This window comes from Ignavibacterium sp. (assembly GCF_025998815.1).
In the GTDB taxonomy this organism is placed as follows: Bacteria; Bacteroidota; Ignavibacteria; order Ignavibacteriales; family Ignavibacteriaceae; genus Ignavibacterium.
The window spans coordinates 1,976,432-1,992,503 of sequence record NZ_AP026678.1 but is presented as its reverse complement, the minus strand read 5'-3'; the positions used below and the strand labels follow the sequence as shown (position 1 = coordinate 1,992,503).

The following is a 16,072-nucleotide window of genomic DNA, read 5'->3' as shown; positions in this document are numbered from 1 at the left end:
AGAAAGGGAAATTATTTTTTAATGGCGTATGAAATAAATCCAAAAGTAAAAATTGGTCACATTCATCTCACCGTTTCTAATTTAGATAAAGCATTATCATTTTACAGAGACTTACTTGGATTTCAGGTAACAGCACGCTTCGGAGCGTCTGCAGTGTTTCTTTCTTCAGGTGGATATCATCATCATATTGCATTAAACACCTGGGCTGGCGAAGGTGCACCACAACCACCAAAAGGAACTACTGGTTTATATCATTTTGCAATTTTATATCCTACACGAAAAGAACTTGCTCAGGCATTTAAAAAAATCTGGGAAGAAAAATATCCGATTGAAGGCGCATCCGACCACGGAGTTTCCGAATCTGTTTACTTAAAAGATCCTGACGGAAACGGAGTTGAGTTATATGCCGACAGACCTTTTGAACTCTGGCCAAGAGATGAAGACGGGAATATTTTAATGATTACAAAACCACTCGATTTACCAAATCTTTTATCAGAACTGGAATAATAAAATGTTAAGTGTATTAAGAAAATTTTTATTTGAAGAAGAAGATCAATCTTCTCAGAGTTATCAGAAAACTGATAATGCTGATGAGAAGAAACTTCAGGTTGCTGCCTGTGCATTATTTATTGAGCTTGCCAAAGCTGATGGAAAATTCACAGATGAAGAAAGAAGTTTTATAATCAATCATATGAAAAACTGTTTTAACATTGATGATGATTATGCCAATGAACTTTTGGAGCTTGCAGAAAAAAGAGTTAAGGACAGCGTAAGCATTTATGAATTTACAGGCGAAATAAATGAACACTTTACTCAGGAACAAAAAGAAAAACTAATTGAAAATTTGTGGCGATTAGTTTTCACGGATGAAAAGATGCACACTTATGAAGATCATCTGATGAAAAAAGTTAGTTTGACGCTGAATATTGAGCATAAAAAACTTATAGAGAAAAAGTTGGTAGTGAAATCAGAGCTTGGGTTGGTTTAAAATAGAAGTCACTCCAGGAATAGTTATTTGAAAAGCAGCGCCGCGCATCAAAACACTGCTTTCATTTATCCGGAGTGACCAATCTCAGAGTTTATTTTTTCAATTCACTTTCAATTAACGAAACTAATTTTTCACTTGTAGGTTCAACAGAGCTTGGGAATCTCGCTATAATTTTACCATTCTTTCCAACAACAAATTTTTCAAAATTCCATTTGATATCGCCTTTGCCTGTAACCGGATTATCTGTAAGTATTGCGTAAAGCGGCGATTTGTTATTTCCGTTGACATCAATTTTATCAAACAACCTGAAAGTTACATTGTATTTTGACGAACAGAAATTTTTTATCTCTTCATTTGAGCCAGGTTCCTGATTCCCGAACTGATTGCAAGGGAAAGCAAGTATTTCAAATCCTTTATCTTTATAAGTTTCGTATAAATCCTGAAGTCCTGAATATTGCTTCGTGTATCCACAGAAACTTGCAACATTAACTATCAATAAAACTTTATCTTTATAGTCAGTTAGATTTATTTCTTTTCCATCAATATCTTTAACCTTAATTGAAAGTATATCGTCTTTCACTTTTACTCCCTTTTGATTTTGTGGTTCTATTGTTGAAACAAACATTATTAGAAATAATAATGCTATTAGAACTGTTTTCATAAGAATTCCTTTCTGTTATAAAACTGAATTAAAGTGAAATTAGTTCAATTCTGTGTTGGATTTATTATTTCTGTATAGATCCATTACAAGACAGGAAGAAGTTAACATTTGCAGACTTTTCCTGTAACTGAAAAATTTAACTCCCGCAAACTGACCAAGAAAATATGATGCAATAACTATAGGATAGGTATAAAGTTCAAAACCAATATTTGAATAAATTCTCAACAGAACAACAAATGGTACAGGTATATGAATAGCAAGTATCCACTGAAATGATTTCTTCCGGACATTTGCACGCCAATATCCGAAAGGAATATTAATTAAAAAAGTTAATATGGCTACAATTACTAAATGCATATCATTTGAAAAATTTTGGGCAAACATAATCAAACTATTTGTAGTTTTACAATGGACTTAAAACTAACTTATGCTTGACTTTGAAATAAAAAATTCACTTTTTCGAACAGTAAAATTCTGAACCTCTCGGGCGGGAAAATGCACTAAAAATCTGATTAATTTATTTAGAATTACAAAATTGTAAGGATCAATTATGAAATATTTAATTACCGCTTTTTCAATTGCTTTAACCATCTCAGTTTCAGCTCAGAACTATAAACAGGTTAAAATCTATCTGAATGATTTTTACAATCTTTCAAAATTGTTAGAACTGCAAATTCTCGATGATCATTTTCAGTATGAAAAAAATAATTCCGTTGTTTGCTTCATCTCAGAGCGTGAGTTTGAAAAACTCCATAATTCAGGATTTAATTATGAAATACTGATTGATGACTGGTTTGAATACTACAAATCGTTTGCGGTTCTGTCAGAATCAGAAAAGCAGAATTTTATTACAGAGAGTAAAGAAAAATTTAATGTTGATGGATTCGGATTTGGGTCAATGGGTGGATATTATACATTCAATGAAATTGTTGCACAGCTTGATTCCATGTACAATCAATTTCCTAATATCATAACTCAAAAATTTCAGATAGGAACAAGTCAGCAGGGAAGACCAATTTGGGCAGTAAAGATCTCTGATAATCCAAATGTATCTGAAAATGAACCCAAAGTTGGTTATGATGCTCTTATTCATGCAAGAGAACCTCAGTCAATGGCTTCGATGATGTACTTTATGTGGTACTTACTTCAGAATTATGGAACTGATTCAGAAGTAACTTACCTTGTTGATAACAGAGAGATGTTCTTCGTTCCTTGTTTTAATCCGGATGGTTATGAATACAACCGGCAGACAAATCCAAACGGCGGAGGAATGTGGAGAAAGAATCGAAGAAACAATGGTGATGGAAGTTATGGAGTTGACTTAAACAGAAATTTCGGTTATATGTGGGGCTATGATAACAATGGATCAAGTCCGACTCCCAGCTCTGAAACTTACAGAGGTCCTTTTGCATTTTCAGAACCAGAAAGCCAGGCAATAAGAGACTTCGCTATTCTGAATAATTACAAAACTCATTTTAATATGCATTCGTATCAAAATGCCTTTTTATATCCCTGGGGTTATATCAACGCATTAACACCCGATTCGGCAATTTATCGTGAATTTGCAAGCGATATGTCAGGTTTCAATCAATATGTTTATGGAAACAGCGGACAGATTCTTGGTTATAACTCAAATGGTTCTGTGAGAGACTGGATGTATGGTGAACAAATCACAAAACAAAAAACATTCGGTTATACAGTTGAAATTGGTTCATCAAGCGATGGATTCTGGCCTCCGCAAAGCAGAATTTTTCCTCTTGCTCAGGGAATGCTAAGACCAAATCTTTACAATGCATGGGTTGCAGGCGATTATGTTGTTTTGAATAACTATTCTTTTTCACAACAATATTTTAATCCCGGTGATAATGTTCAACTTACGGTTGTAAATCTTAAAAATAAAGGTTTATCGCCTGCATCAAATATATCATTAACTCTGAGCAGCGATAATTCGGAAATTAATGTTACAAACAATTCTATTCTTGTAGGTAATGTTCCTGCAAGAACAGTTCAAACCGTTAATCAATCATTCTCATTTACAATTGGAAATCTTCCTCCCGAAACTGAAGTTAATTTGATTGTTACAACTTACACAAGTTCAACAGCAATGAGTGTTGATACAATTAAAATAATAATCGGCACTCCTACATTATTGTTTGCCGATACAACGAATAACATCAATACATTGTGGACTTTAACTGCTACTCCATCAAATCCAATTTGGGGCACTACAACTTCAACTTTTGTATCTGCACCAAACTCCTACACTGATAGTCCGGTTGGAAATTATGCTAACAATGCAACTGTAACGATGACATCTAAATATCCGGTTGATTTAAGTTCATATTCAAATCCTAAATTAAAATTCTATACTAAGTTTGATATAGAAAACAATTATGATTATGGCCAGGTTAAAATTTCCACGAACAATGGAATCAGCTGGATACCGCTGCAGGGAGTGTACACAAATCCCGGAACCGGAAGTTTTCAACCAAACGGTGAACCGCTTTATGATGGAATTCAATCTTCGTGGGTTGCAGAAGAAATATTTCTGGCCGGATTAACTTCAGCACAAAATAAACTAAGATTCGAACTCAGAACAGATGTATCTGTTACAAAAGATGGTTGGTATCTCGATGATATATCGGTTTTTGTTTATCAGGTTATTCCGGTTGAGTTATCATCTTTTGATGCAAGTGTTTCTCAGAACAAAATACTTTTGAACTGGACCACTTCGAGTGAGATAAACAATAGTGGTTTTGAAGTTCAAAGAAAAATTTTGAATAGAAATTCAGACTGGCAAAAGATTGGTTTTGTTAAAGGTTCCGGAACAACAACTGAAAAAAACAACTATTCTTTTACAGATAATAAACCTTTATCAGGGACAATCCTTTACCGGTTAAAACAAATAGATTATGATGGAACTTACAAAATCTTTCCTTCGGTAATGGTTGATTATGATATTCCGGATGAATTTGTATTACATCAAAACTATCCCAACCCATTCAACCCATCAACAAAAATCAGTTGGCAGTCACCAGTAGGCAGTTGGCAAACACTAAAAGTTTATGATGTGTTGGGAAATGAAGTTGCTACACTTGTAGATGAGTACCGAGAAGCAGGAAATTATGAAGTTGAGTTTCAGACAACAATAGGCGATAGGCAGTTGGCAAGCGGAATATATTTTTATAAACTTCAGATTGGAGAATTTGTACAAACCAGGAAGATGATATTAACAAAATAGTCCTAGTAAAAACTGTTACTATCAACTTGAATGGCTGGATGCTTACCTTAGGTAGGTAAAATTGAAAGACTGAATTGTAGAGACTTGCCATGGCAAGTCTCTACATAAGTAAGTCTCTACAGAAACTTTAAACCATATTTTCAATATTCCATACAAAAGCGTGAATGCCTTGTTCTTCGGCTTCTTTGTTTATTTCTTTGACTTTTTCTAATAGCGGCTCAACAAGTTCTTCTTTAATTACTGTAAGCACGACAGCATTCTGACTTGGCCAGATGTGTGTCCCTAAATGCGGTTCACCTTTTTCACTGCCTTGTCCGTGCACATTCAGGAATTTTGTATATCCGCGGATGGATAATTCTTCAAGCGCTTCGTTCACTTCTTCAGTAATTCCGTGGTTATAAACTATCATTACTGCTTTCATAATATTTCTCCTTAATCAATTTCTTTCTTTTTTCTTTTGAATCTTGTTTCGAATACCGAATAAAGTACGGGAACCAAAACAAGAGTAATCAATGTCGAGAAAAGCAATCCACCAATTGTTGAAATACCAAGTGGTCGCCAAACTTCAGAACCATCTCCTGCACTAACGGCAAGAGGAATCAACCCAAGTAAAGTTGTAAAGGTTGTCATCAATACAGGACGTAATCTGTTTCTACCTGAATAGACAATTGCTTCTCTAAGTTCATAACCTCTCGCTCGTGTTATATTGGTAAAATCGACAAGCACAATTGCATTCTTCACAACGATACCAACAAGAATAATACTTCCCAGAAATGCAATTACGCTGAAAGTTGTACCGGTTGCAAACAATCCGATGAACACTCCCGAAAATGCAAACGGAACAGAGAACATTATTATAAAAGGATCAACTAATGATTCAAATTGTGCTGCCATTACCATATAAACCAATACGATACTTAATGCAAGTAGCAGCAATAAGTCTTTGAAAGCATCACTTTGCTGTTCAACCTGTCCTGCAAATTCTATTGTCGTATTTGGAGGAAGTTCAATCTTTGAAACGAAGTTTCTTATATCTCCGGCAACTTCTCCAAGAGATCTTCCGCTTATATCAGACAGAACTCCGATAACTCTTTCCTGTTCTTTTCTTTTGATTGTCGGAGGCGAATATTCCTGAACAATCCCTCCAACATCTTTTAGTCTGACAGTAGTACCGAGTAAAGTTTTGATTGGAAGATTTTCTATTTCGGCAATACTTGATTTTTTATCCGGAGGTAAGCTTATGAAAACATCATATTCATCGCCAAGTTCGCGATATTTTGTTGCAACGATTCCGAAATAATTATTTCTTAATGTATTTCCAACCAATGCAGTATTCAATCCTGCAAGGGCAAGTTTTTCTCTGTCGAGAACAATTTGTAATTCTGGTCGAGGATCACCAATATCAATTCTAACATCGCGTGTGCCTTCAAGTTTTGTCATATAATCTCTAAGCTGATTTGCAATCTTGTATGATTCTTCAAGATCGGGTCCGACAATATCAACTTCAATCGGGGCACCTGTTGCACCGGTTAAAAATGCACCTGCACCGGCAGTGTTTACGCTGAAGCTTTTTATTCCTACAAATTCTCTTAATCTTTCACGAAGCGCATCCGCCATTTCAAAAACAGTTCGTTTGCGGTCTTTAAGTTTGGTCGTTCTTATCTGAAATCCTGCAATGTTTGCACCTTCATTCTGACCGAAAAGAATTGATGAAAATCCTGCATCATTAACACCAGCGCGAACTGAAACAAACTCAACTTCCGGAAAATCTTTTTTGATTATGTCTTCAACTTTCTTCACATATTCAAGAGTTTCTTCAAGTCTTTTACCAGGTTCTATCTCAAGAAATATCTGGAACTGTGATGAATCCGATTTCGGTATAAATTCAGTTCCGAGCATTGGAATTAGTAAGATCGATCCGACAAAGATTAACAGAGCAGTGAAAACAACTGTTTTCTTGTGATTAAGCGCCCACTCAAGAATTCTTTTATAAATATCATCCACTGAATTAAAAAATCGTGCAAGTGATGAATCAATTTTCTTTAACAAAGGATTTGTAATTGGTTTAGCTTCTTTTCTTGATTTAAGAAGTTTGGATGCTAACATTGGAATCAAAGTTAAAGCAGCAAGCAATGATACAAGAATCATTACTGTTACAAGAAATCCAAGCTGATTGAAAAGAATTCCTGCTATACCAGAAATAAACACTAACGGGAAGAATACAGCAACGATTGTAAATGTAGCCGCTGCAACTGCCAATCCAACTTCTGCAGAACCAAAAACTGCTGCTTCTCTTGGACGCGCACCTTGTTCAACGTGTCGTGATATATTTTCAAGTATTACAATTGCATCATCCACAACAAGACCAACCGCAATTGAAAGCGACGAAAGCGAAATGATATTGATTGTATTTCCTGTAAAGTAGAGATAAATAAATGCACCAATCAAAGAAACAGGAAGCACAAGCACAATGATAATTGTTGCACGCCATTGTCTTAAGAAAATCAGAATAACAAACACAACGAATATCGCTCCCAACAACACTGCTTCCGTAAGATTTGCAACCGACTGAATAATAAATTCAGATGAATCCTGAATAATATCAATCTTAACATCCGAAGGAAGATTTTTCTTTAGTTGCTCAAGTTTTGCTTTAACATCTTTAACAACCTGTACTGTGTTTGCACCTGATTGTTTCTGAACAATTATCTGAAGCCCTTTTCCACCATTCAATCTTACATTGATAGTTCTGTCTTTCAAACTGTCAATAACTGTTGCAACATCGCGCATATAAACAAGCTTACCACCTTGCTGAGCAACAACAAGATTTTTAATTTCATTTGCACTTGCAAACTCAGCAGGCAAACGGAGATTGTATTCCATATCTCCCATTTTTATTGAACCAGAAGGTAGATTAATATTTTCTGCCAGTAGAACTTGTGCAATCTGTGCAGCAGAAATGTTATATGCTTCTAACTTTCTTTCATCAAGATGAATTAAGATTTGTCTGATTGGTCCGCCAAATGCCTGAACAGTGCCGACGCCAGGCACTCTTTTAAGTGGGTCAATAATTTCATTTTCAACTAACTTGTTTAATCCTATATAACTTTCTTCAGCTTGAACAGCAATAAACATTATAGGAAATATGTTCGTGCTGAATTTGAATATTATTGGATTTTCAGCATCATCAGGCAACAATCGTTTCGTAAACTCAAGTGCTGAACGAATATCATTCGATGCTTCATCAAGATTAGTCCCGAATTCAAATTCAAGTTGAACAACCGAAATGTTATCAATTGAAACCGAGCGAATTTTTTTAAGATTAGTAATTGAGCTAAGTCCGCTTTCAATTTTCTTAGAAATATTTAACTCAACATCCTGAGCACTAGCACCGGGATATTGCGTTAGCACACTTATTACAGGCGGTTCAATTTCAGGAAACAGATCTATCGGTAATCTTTGAAACGAAACGAATCCAATAATAACAATAGCTATAAAAAGCATTATTGTTGTTATTGGTCGGCGTACAGATATTTCAGGTAAATTCATCGTTAACTCTCCTTATTCTGCTTTGACTTTAATTTCAACTTTACTTCCATCTTTCAGCAATCCTTGCCCACGTGTAACAACATAATCGCCTTCATTCAAACCGGAAGTAATTTCAACAAGTGAGTCAAATTCTTTTCCAAGAGTGAGTTCTACTCTTTTAGCAGTGTTATCTTTTACAATGAAACCATAATATGCAGTTGAGCCAAGCTGCTTTAATGCCGCAGAACGATTTACGATTATTCCTTCGGTTTTACCAATAAGAATCTTTGCGCGCACATACATTCCGGGTTTTAGTTTTTCATTCGGATTAGGAATTTTAACTTCGACTTCAAAAGTTCTGCTTGATGGATTAACAGCCGGGTTTATTCTGTTGATTGTTCCTCTAAATGTTTCATCGGGAAAGATGTCTGATTTTATTTCTACTGTCTGATTAAGTTTAACATCTTTTAAGTTGCTTTCACTTACATTGAGAATGAGTTTCAATGGATTGATTTGCATAAGCGAAACAATTGTTGGTGCACCAACACCACCAGGAGCTAAAAGAAATACTTCACCTTCATTTAATCTTTTTGCAGTAACAACGCCGCTAAACGGTGCACGAAACTGAGTGTTGGTTAATAAAAGCTGATAAGCTTTTTCTGAGGTTTCATAAGCAGCTTTAACCTGATCAAACTGAGATTGAGAAATTGAGCCGGATTCATAAAGTGGCTTCAATCTGTCGTAATTATCCTTTGCAACCTGATATTGAATTTTTGACTGCGCAAGCTGAGTATCATCCATTTCAAAAAGTAAATCACCTTCTTTTACTCTTGAACCGGCATCAACATAAATTTTCTGAACTCTTGCTGTTGTCTGTGCAGCAAGATTAGCTTCTTTCCAGGCCATAAGATTTCCCACCAACTCAATTTCCCGATCAATCATTGACTTTTTAACTAATGTTACTTCAACAGGAATCGTTTCATCTGTTTTATTCTGATTATTATTTTCCTTCTTACCACAACTAACTACAATTAAAGCTGAAAGTAAGATTATCAAAAGTGATTTTGCTTTATTCATCTTAATATTCTCCTTAAAAATTTCTTATTTAATTCTTCCAAGTACAGTTTCAAGATCTGCTTCAGCAACTTTGAAATCGTATATTGCCTGAAGCCGGTTTAATTTTGCCTGACGCAAAGCGAGCTCTGCATCATTAACTTCGAGTTGAGTTCCAACATTGTTTTCCAATCTTCGTTTTGCAATCTCATAACCTTCCTGAGCGGTTCGCACAGTTTTATTTTGTCCCTGTATTCTTATCAAAGCTTGTTGAACTCTGTAAAGAACACTTAATGCTTGTGTCTTTATTGCTTCTGTCAGATTTCTTTTTTGTTCAACTGCCTGATTCAATCCAATCTCTGCCTGACTAACTCTTGATTGTGTTTTAAATCCATTGAATATAGGAACCTGTAATTGCAATCCGAGCACAAATGTTTTAACCCAACGATAATCAGAAAACTTAAAATCATTTGCCTGAGTTTGATACTGATAATTTCCAAAACCAGCTAAACTTGGGAAATAAGCTGCCTGCTCAAGTGAAACATTTCTGTCATTCAACTGAACTTGTTTATCAAGTATTGCAAGCTGAGGATTGTTTTGCAGCAACTCTTCAATAATTTCCTGTTCAGTTGGAAGTTTATAATTTTCATCAAACTCCATTTCGCCAACTATATCAATATTCTGATTAGCATCAAGTCCGATTGTAACTTTTAAAGCTTCAAGGGATAGTTTATAATTATTCTCCATCTGCAACACGACTGGCTTCAGATTTTCAACTTGTACTTCAGCACGCAACACATCGTAATCGGATAAAGTTCCTGCTGCATTTAACCGTTTAATGTTCTCGAAATTATCTTCAGCATTTTTCAAACTTTGTAGCATCACATCTTTGGTTTCTCTTGTAAGAATTACAGCAAGAAAAGATTTCTTCACATCACCGACAATTTTGTTTTTTACACTTAAATAATTTTGCTCTGCAATTGCGAGTGCGTCAGAAGCAAGTCCGATTCCTTCATAAAGTGGAAGTGCAAATAATGGCAATGATAGTTGTGCAGCAGCAGTGTAAGAGTTATCTGAACCAATTTCGAGTGTTGGACCGAATGGTGAACCCGGTGGAAGGAATATAACTGGTTTGTTAATGTATCTTTGATACTGACCACTTAAATCAAGTTTTGGGAAAAGTCCGCTTCGTGCCTCACGAAGTTTTTGTTCTGATTTTTCCACTTCCATTTTTGCAATCTTAAGCTCTGAGTTTTTTTCGAGAGCAAGATTAATTGCTTCATCCATCGTCAGCGTTAAATTTTTATTTTGTGCAAACGCCGAAAATGAAAAAGCCAACAATAGAACAAATAGTTTTTTCACGATTAATCCTCCGTAAATAAATTTTTAAACTTTTAAGCCGTCAAAAATCAGTTTGATTGCAAAGATCATATCATCAATTGCTTTTGAGAAATCGATCTTCTTGTTAATTGAAAAGGATGCGAAATAAAATTCACGATGTCTTAAAGCTTCAGATAAAGTAAGAATGAGTTCTGCAATACGATGAGTGTCGCATTTTTTTATTTCTTTTTTCTTTATGCCTTCGTCGAGTACTTTTTTCAGCATTTCAATTTCTTTTTTATGAATTATCTGAATTTGCTCAAACATTTTGCTTTTCATTTCGAAAAGAACACTGGTTGAAATTTCGTGAAGTTTAATTGTCTCGGCTACATATTCAAACTTTGCCCTCTCGTAATTAATGATTTTATTGATTGTCGAATCATCACTTTTCAAAGCATCTTCTATCAGCAAACAGAAATTATCTCGCTCGTGGTTCATTACATCCTCGATTAAGGCATCCTTATTGGAATAGTAGTAATAGAGAGAAGACTTTTTCATTCCCAATGCCTGGGCAATATCATCAAGAGTTGTTTTGGCAAATCCGTTTTTTGCCAAAAGTTCCCGGGCAGTTTTAAGTATAAGCTCTTTCTTTGCGTCGATAGTATTCATATCTCTCAAACTTTTTAATTGAATGTTCGAAACTTAGAAACAATAAAATGAATATCAATAGTTCCATTTCTCATAAAAATATTTTTGTGAGCTTTGTCAAGGAATTTTAATCCATTTAAGAATACTTAAAATCTTTTTCCCTATAAGGAATGACTTTGATTTATCTATCTATTAAAAATTCAAATTGTTAAGTTTCGGGTGGAAGTATTTCCGAATTATTGAAATTGTTCTTTAAGTGGCTTTACTGATTCTCTCAAAACCCAAAAATGTAAGGAGGTTGAGATGAGGACAGAAAAATATAAATCGTTGGTCAATGAACTTTTATCACTTGCCGAAATTGAAATTAACGGCAGAAATCCCTGGGATATTCAAGTTCACGATGATAGATTTTATAAACGAACAGTTACGGAAGTTGAACTTGGACTTGGTGAGTCTTATATGGATGGTTGGTGGGATGTTGAGCAACTTGATGAAGTGATTTTCAGAATTATTCGTGCTGATTTACAGAACAAAGTAAAACGCAATCTGAAGATTGCTCTGCAACTTGCCGGATTCTATTTAATTAATATGCAGGCACGACACAGAGCTTTTATAATCGGTGAAAAGCATTATGATTTGGGGAATGATCTTTTTCAGAACATGCTTGATAAACGAATGAATTACAGTTGTGCTTATTGGAAGAATGCAACAAATCTTAATGAAGCCCAGGAAAACAAACTCGAATTGATTTGCAAAAAACTTTATCTCAAACGAGGTATGCGGGTCCTGGATATTGGTTGCGGTTGGGGAGCTTTCGGAAAATATGCTGCAGAAAAATATGGAGTTGAAGTGCTTGGAATAACTGTTTCAAAAGAACAAGTATCGCTTGGAAAAGAATTATGTAAAGGCTTACCTGTAGACATTAAATTAATGGACTACAGAGATCTAAATGAAAAATTTGACAGAATTGTTTCGGTGGGAATGATTGAGCACGTCGGATACAGAAATTACAGAACATACTTTAAGATTGCAGAGAATTGCTTAAATGAAAATGGATTGTTTTTACTCCATACAATAGGCGAAGTACGCTCCGTTAAAAATACAGACGCCTGGACTCATAAATATATCTTCCCCAATGGTATGCTTCCATCCATTGCACAGTTAGCAAAAGCAGTTGAAGGTTTATTTGTAATTGAAGACTTGCATAACTTTGGTGCCGATTACGATAAAACTTTGATTGCCTGGTACAATAATTTTAACTCGAACTGGCATAAGTTGAAAGAAAAGTATGGAGAAAGATTTTACAGAATGTGGAAATATTTTTTGTTATCTAGTGCCGGGGCATTCAGAGCGAGGAATAAAAATCAGCTTTGGCAAATTGTTCTTTCAAAAAAGGGAGTGCCCGGAGGTTATATTTCAGTGAGATAAAAATTTTATTTTATTTCTGTTGATAAAAATGATGGATTATTTTTTTTATAAATAAAGAAAAAAATTATGTCAAAATTTGGTTTGGCACTTGGTGGCGGCGGTGCAAGAGGTTTAGCACACATCGGAGTTCTTAAAGTTTTAGAACAAAAAGGAATAGAAATTCACTCAATTACCGGCTGCAGTATGGGAGCTATTGTTGGTGGTCTTTATGCTTATTTTGGAAGTATTAGGCAAGTTGAGGATTTCATCCTGGATATAATTAATCATCCGAAATTTCTCGAACTTGGAATTGATAAGCTGAGTGAAAATCATAAACCTGATAAAAATTATTTCGAACAGTTCTTTGATTATATTGGAACAAGAGTGCAGGCGTTAAGAGCATTAAACAGACTCTCATATTTTGATGAAGAATTAGCCGACGAAATGTATAGTGTTATTCCCGATGTTCCTGTTGAAAATTTTAAGATAAAATTTTCTGCAATAGCTACCGATTTAATTTCCGGAGAAGAAATTAATTTTACCGAAGGAAGTTTAAGGAAAATTATTAAAGCCAGTTCTGCAATACCCGGAATATTTCCTCCGGTAAAGTATAATAATTACTTTTTAATTGATGGTAGCGCATCTGAAAGTGTTCCTGCGGGAAAGGTAAGAGATATCGGAGCTGACAGAGTTTTGGCAGTCGATGTTACCCGTGAACTTAAAATAATTGAAGAACCTAAAAATGTTTTCGAAATTTTATATCGCGCAGAAGATATTAGTTCATATCATCTTTCGATGATCAGACTGGAAGAAGCGGATCTTGTTATTTCTCCTGATGTTAAGAAACTTAGTTGGGCAGATTTTGATGAAGCTGAAAAAATTATTGCAGCAGGAGAGAAAGCAGCGAATGAGAATATTGAAAGTATTCTGAAGTTATACAAAAGGAATTCATACATAGTTAAACTGGAACACAAGTTGAAAAAAATTGTGGGTGAAATTTAGTATTCAATGAAGGTTAAAACTCCAATAATTGTAGCACATCGGGGCGCATCTTACAAAGCTCCTGAAAATACGATACCGGCATTTAAAGTTGCTTTTGATGAACAAGCTGATTTTATTGAGGGAGATTTTTGGCTTACTGCTGACAACGAAATAGTTTGTATTCACGATTCGAATACAAGCAGAGTTGGAAATAAAAACATCAAAGTTACAATCTCAACTCTTGATGAATTAAAGAAAGTTGATGTTGGGATCCGGAAAGGGAATCAATTTGCCGGAACAACAATTCCAACTTTACAGGAAGTTCTTGAAGTTATTCCGGAACAAAAAGGGCTGCATCTTGAAATAAAAGACAATAGAGAAAATTTTTTAATCAGATTAAAAGAAATTCTGAATGGGAATAATATTCATAAAAATCGAATCAGAATTATTTCTTTCCATAGAAATATTATCAGAACAGCAAAAAAATATTTTCCGGAATTCAAAGCTTATTTGATTTTTGGTTGGTATTTTTCCAAAGGGAATTACTTTAAATCACTTTCGAAAAAACTGATAATGAAAAAATTAAGCACACTAAATTGTGATGGAGTGGTTTTATTTGCAGATTCTTATATCGACGAGGAATTTATTAGCAAATTGAAAGCAGAAAATTATGATGTTTGTACATACAATGTTGAAAATGAAAGTAAAGCTCAGAAGTTAGTTAGTTATGGTGTTGATTCGATAACAACTAATTCACCTTTGATGATAAGAAATGCAATCAGTAAAATAAAATAGTAACAATGTCACACAATCACTCACATAATTCAAACGAAACTTCAGAAAAGAATTTATTCATAACAATCACACTCAACTTTTTTATAACGATTGTTCAGATAATTGGTGGAATTATTTCAGGTAGCTTGTCTTTGATTTCTGATGCAATGCATAATTTCTCCGATGCGGTTGCAATCATCATTACCTTTATTGCACTTAGATTGAGTAAGAAACCCAAAACACCAAAATATACATTTGGATTAAAGAGAGCAGAAATAATTGCAGCGGTTGTAAATGCAAGTACTTTAATTATTATTTGCTTTTTCCTTATAAGAGAAGCAATTGACAGGTTAAATAATCCTAACGAAATTGCCGGCAATCTGATGCTTCTTATTGCAGTGATTGGATTTATTCCAAATGTAATCGGAGCTTTATTGCTTAAAAAAGGTTCGGAAAAAAATATTAACATCAGAGCAGCTTACTTCCATTTGTTGAGTGATGCTGTTTCAAGTATCGCAATCATAACCGGAGCTGTATTCATAATTGCTTATAAAGTTTATTGGATTGATCCAATCCTTACAATCCTGATTGCTTTATATATTCTATTTGAAGCTTACAAAATTCTTAAAGAAGCAATTGACATTCTTATGATGTCAAATATCGAAGGTATTGACCTGGAAGAAATAAAATCAATTGTTGAGAAAATTCCTGGTGTAAAAAATATCCATCATATACATCTGTGGAAACTGAATGACAATGACACACATTTCGAAGCCCACATAGAGGTTGAGGATATGACAGTTAGCAAAACTTCTGAGATACAAAAAATAATTTCAGCAGAGTTGCATGCACGATATGAGATTAACCACACAACCTTACAATTCGAATGCGAGCTTTGTGATAAGTTTGATATACTTGCTCAGCACTAAAATCTTTGAATCTTCATTAAACAGATTGCTTTAAATCACTGCAGCAATAATTAATTTCTGATAAATCATTTTTTATTTGGAGCATATGCAAAAATCGGCATATATTTGTATGCAAAAATTGGCATATAAAGAAAACATGGAAAGAACAATAGAAAAATTCAAAGCCCTATCAGATGAAACCCGACTTCGGATATTAAACTTATTTCTGAAAAGTGGAAAAAATCTTTGCGTTTGTGAGCTGATGGATGCACTGCAACTTCCACAGTATGCAATTTCAAAAGCGCTTAACATTATGAGGAATGCTGATCTGTTCACGACTGAAAAAGAAGGTACATGGGTTTATTATAAACTGAATAAAGACAACCAGGAAAATAAAAGCCTTTTCAATTTTATTAAGAGTAACTTATCATCAAATTTATTAAATCAGGACGAAGAGCGATTGAACAAAAGATTGATGCTTCGTGAGAAAGATAAATGTGTTGTAGGGATTATTCCCGAAGAGGAACTGCTAAAACTTATTAAAGAAAAAACAGAAGACTAAT

The 16,072-nt window shown here is 34.5% G+C and carries 14 protein-coding genes and 1 pseudogene; 8 read left to right on the top strand and 7 right to left on the bottom strand.

The window, feature by feature from the left end:
* The first annotated feature begins 21 nt into the window (after window positions 1-21).
* Together Q0X14_RS08595 and Q0X14_RS08590 are read left to right on the top strand one after the other, a co-directional pair.
* Window positions 22-507, top strand: a complete 486-nt coding sequence (locus Q0X14_RS08595) for a VOC family protein (protein ID WP_297837076.1) — start codon at window positions 22-24, stop codon at window positions 505-507.
* 4 nt (window positions 508-511) lie between these two features.
* On the top strand, window positions 512-988 hold the full coding sequence (locus tag Q0X14_RS08590) for a TerB family tellurite resistance protein (RefSeq protein WP_297837073.1): 477 nt from the start codon (window positions 512-514) through the stop codon (window positions 986-988).
* Between the two features lie 91 nt (window positions 989-1,079).
* On the opposite strand, the gene Q0X14_RS08585 is transcribed toward Q0X14_RS08590, so the two are convergent.
* Together Q0X14_RS08585 and Q0X14_RS08580 are read right to left on the bottom strand one after the other, a co-directional pair.
* Window positions 1,080-1,649, bottom strand: coding sequence for a glutathione peroxidase (locus Q0X14_RS08585; protein WP_297837070.1), 570 nt, complete (start codon window positions 1,647-1,649; stop codon window positions 1,080-1,082).
* A gap of 39 nt (window positions 1,650-1,688) precedes the next feature.
* Window positions 1,689-2,033 carry a hypothetical protein gene (locus Q0X14_RS08580; RefSeq protein ID WP_297837067.1) on the bottom strand — a complete coding sequence of 115 codons (345 nt, stop codon included), beginning with the start codon at window positions 2,031-2,033 and terminating at the stop codon, window positions 1,689-1,691.
* A gap of 166 nt (window positions 2,034-2,199) precedes the next feature.
* Between Q0X14_RS08580 and Q0X14_RS08575 the strand changes: the two genes are divergently transcribed.
* Entirely contained in the window at window positions 2,200-4,890 is a 2,691-nt protein-coding gene (locus Q0X14_RS08575) for a M14 family zinc carboxypeptidase (RefSeq protein WP_297837064.1), read from the top strand.
* Window positions 4,891-5,017: 127 nt separating this feature from the next.
* On the opposite strand, the gene Q0X14_RS08570 is transcribed toward Q0X14_RS08575, so the two are convergent.
* From Q0X14_RS08570 to Q0X14_RS08550, 5 genes are read right to left on the bottom strand one after another with little or no spacing between them, the layout of a single operon-like run.
* Entirely contained in the window at window positions 5,018-5,311 is a 294-nt protein-coding gene (locus Q0X14_RS08570) for a PG0541 family transporter-associated protein (protein WP_297837061.1), read from the bottom strand.
* Between the two features lie 11 nt (window positions 5,312-5,322).
* The gene (locus Q0X14_RS08565) at window positions 5,323-8,439 is read right to left on the bottom strand and encodes an efflux RND transporter permease subunit (RefSeq protein ID WP_297837059.1); all 3,117 of its coding nucleotides are present in this window, start codon (window positions 8,437-8,439) and stop codon (window positions 5,323-5,325) included.
* A 12-nt stretch (window positions 8,440-8,451) separates the two neighbouring features.
* Entirely contained in the window at window positions 8,452-9,495 is a 1,044-nt protein-coding gene (locus Q0X14_RS08560; RefSeq protein ID WP_297837056.1) for an efflux RND transporter periplasmic adaptor subunit, read from the bottom strand.
* Window positions 9,496-9,519: 24 nt separating this feature from the next.
* Window positions 9,520-10,833 (bottom strand): TolC family protein, encoded by a 1,314-nt coding sequence (locus Q0X14_RS08555; RefSeq protein ID WP_297837052.1) that lies wholly within the window; start codon window positions 10,831-10,833, stop codon window positions 9,520-9,522.
* Between the two features lie 24 nt (window positions 10,834-10,857).
* Window positions 10,858-11,460: a TetR/AcrR family transcriptional regulator gene (locus Q0X14_RS08550; protein ID WP_297837050.1), complete on the bottom strand. Its 603-nt coding sequence runs from the start codon at window positions 11,458-11,460 to the stop codon at window positions 10,858-10,860.
* Window positions 11,461-11,733: 273 nt separating this feature from the next.
* Between Q0X14_RS08550 and cfa the strand changes: the two are divergent.
* The 5 genes and pseudogenes from cfa to Q0X14_RS08525 form a co-directional block, all read left to right on the top strand.
* A pseudogene (cfa, locus tag Q0X14_RS08545) lies at window positions 11,734-12,867 on the top strand (cyclopropane fatty acyl phospholipid synthase); the annotation flags it as partial.
* A 66-nt stretch (window positions 12,868-12,933) separates the two neighbouring features.
* A complete protein-coding gene (locus tag Q0X14_RS08540) occupies window positions 12,934-13,848 on the top strand; it encodes a patatin-like phospholipase family protein (RefSeq protein WP_297837047.1) in 915 nt (304 codons plus the stop codon).
* 6 nt (window positions 13,849-13,854) lie between these two features.
* Complete coding sequence (locus Q0X14_RS08535; RefSeq protein WP_297837044.1) at window positions 13,855-14,622, top strand: glycerophosphodiester phosphodiesterase family protein; 768 nt, start codon at window positions 13,855-13,857, stop codon at window positions 14,620-14,622.
* A 5-nt stretch (window positions 14,623-14,627) separates the two neighbouring features.
* The gene (locus tag Q0X14_RS08530; protein WP_297837043.1) at window positions 14,628-15,530 is read left to right on the top strand and encodes a cation diffusion facilitator family transporter; all 903 of its coding nucleotides are present in this window, start codon (window positions 14,628-14,630) and stop codon (window positions 15,528-15,530) included.
* Between the two features lie 109 nt (window positions 15,531-15,639).
* A complete protein-coding gene (locus Q0X14_RS08525; protein ID WP_297837041.1) occupies window positions 15,640-16,071 on the top strand; it encodes a metalloregulator ArsR/SmtB family transcription factor in 432 nt (143 codons plus the stop codon).
* Window position 16,072 lies beyond the last annotated feature (1 nt).

Bases quoted from the DNA above. Each gene is read 5' to 3' on its own strand.
- Q0X14_RS08595 (WP_297837076.1), top strand. From the start codon at position 22: ATGGCGTATGAAATAAATCCAAAAGTAAAAATTGGTCACATTCATCTC.
- Q0X14_RS08590 (WP_297837073.1), top strand. From the start codon at position 512: ATGTTAAGTGTATTAAGAAAATTTTTATTTGAAGAAGAAGATCAATCT.
- Q0X14_RS08585 (WP_297837070.1), bottom strand. From the start codon at position 1,649: ATGAAAACAGTTCTAATAGCATTATTATTTCTAATAATGTTTGTTTCA.
- Q0X14_RS08580 (WP_297837067.1), bottom strand. From the start codon at position 2,033: ATGTTTGCCCAAAATTTTTCAAATGATATGCATTTAGTAATTGTAGCC.
- Q0X14_RS08575 (WP_297837064.1), top strand. From the start codon at position 2,200: ATGAAATATTTAATTACCGCTTTTTCAATTGCTTTAACCATCTCAGTT.
- Q0X14_RS08570 (WP_297837061.1), bottom strand. From the start codon at position 5,311: ATGAAAGCAGTAATGATAGTTTATAACCACGGAATTACTGAAGAAGTG.
- Q0X14_RS08565 (WP_297837059.1), bottom strand. From the start codon at position 8,439: ATGAATTTACCTGAAATATCTGTACGCCGACCAATAACAACAATAATG.
- Q0X14_RS08560 (WP_297837056.1), bottom strand. From the start codon at position 9,495: ATGAATAAAGCAAAATCACTTTTGATAATCTTACTTTCAGCTTTAATT.
- Q0X14_RS08550 (WP_297837050.1), bottom strand. From the start codon at position 11,460: ATGAATACTATCGACGCAAAGAAAGAGCTTATACTTAAAACTGCCCGG.
- Q0X14_RS08540 (WP_297837047.1), top strand. From the start codon at position 12,934: ATGTCAAAATTTGGTTTGGCACTTGGTGGCGGCGGTGCAAGAGGTTTA.
- Q0X14_RS08535 (WP_297837044.1), top strand. From the start codon at position 13,855: ATGAAGGTTAAAACTCCAATAATTGTAGCACATCGGGGCGCATCTTAC.
- Q0X14_RS08530 (WP_297837043.1), top strand. From the start codon at position 14,628: ATGTCACACAATCACTCACATAATTCAAACGAAACTTCAGAAAAGAAT.
- Q0X14_RS08525 (WP_297837041.1), top strand. From the start codon at position 15,640: ATGCAAAAATTGGCATATAAAGAAAACATGGAAAGAACAATAGAAAAA.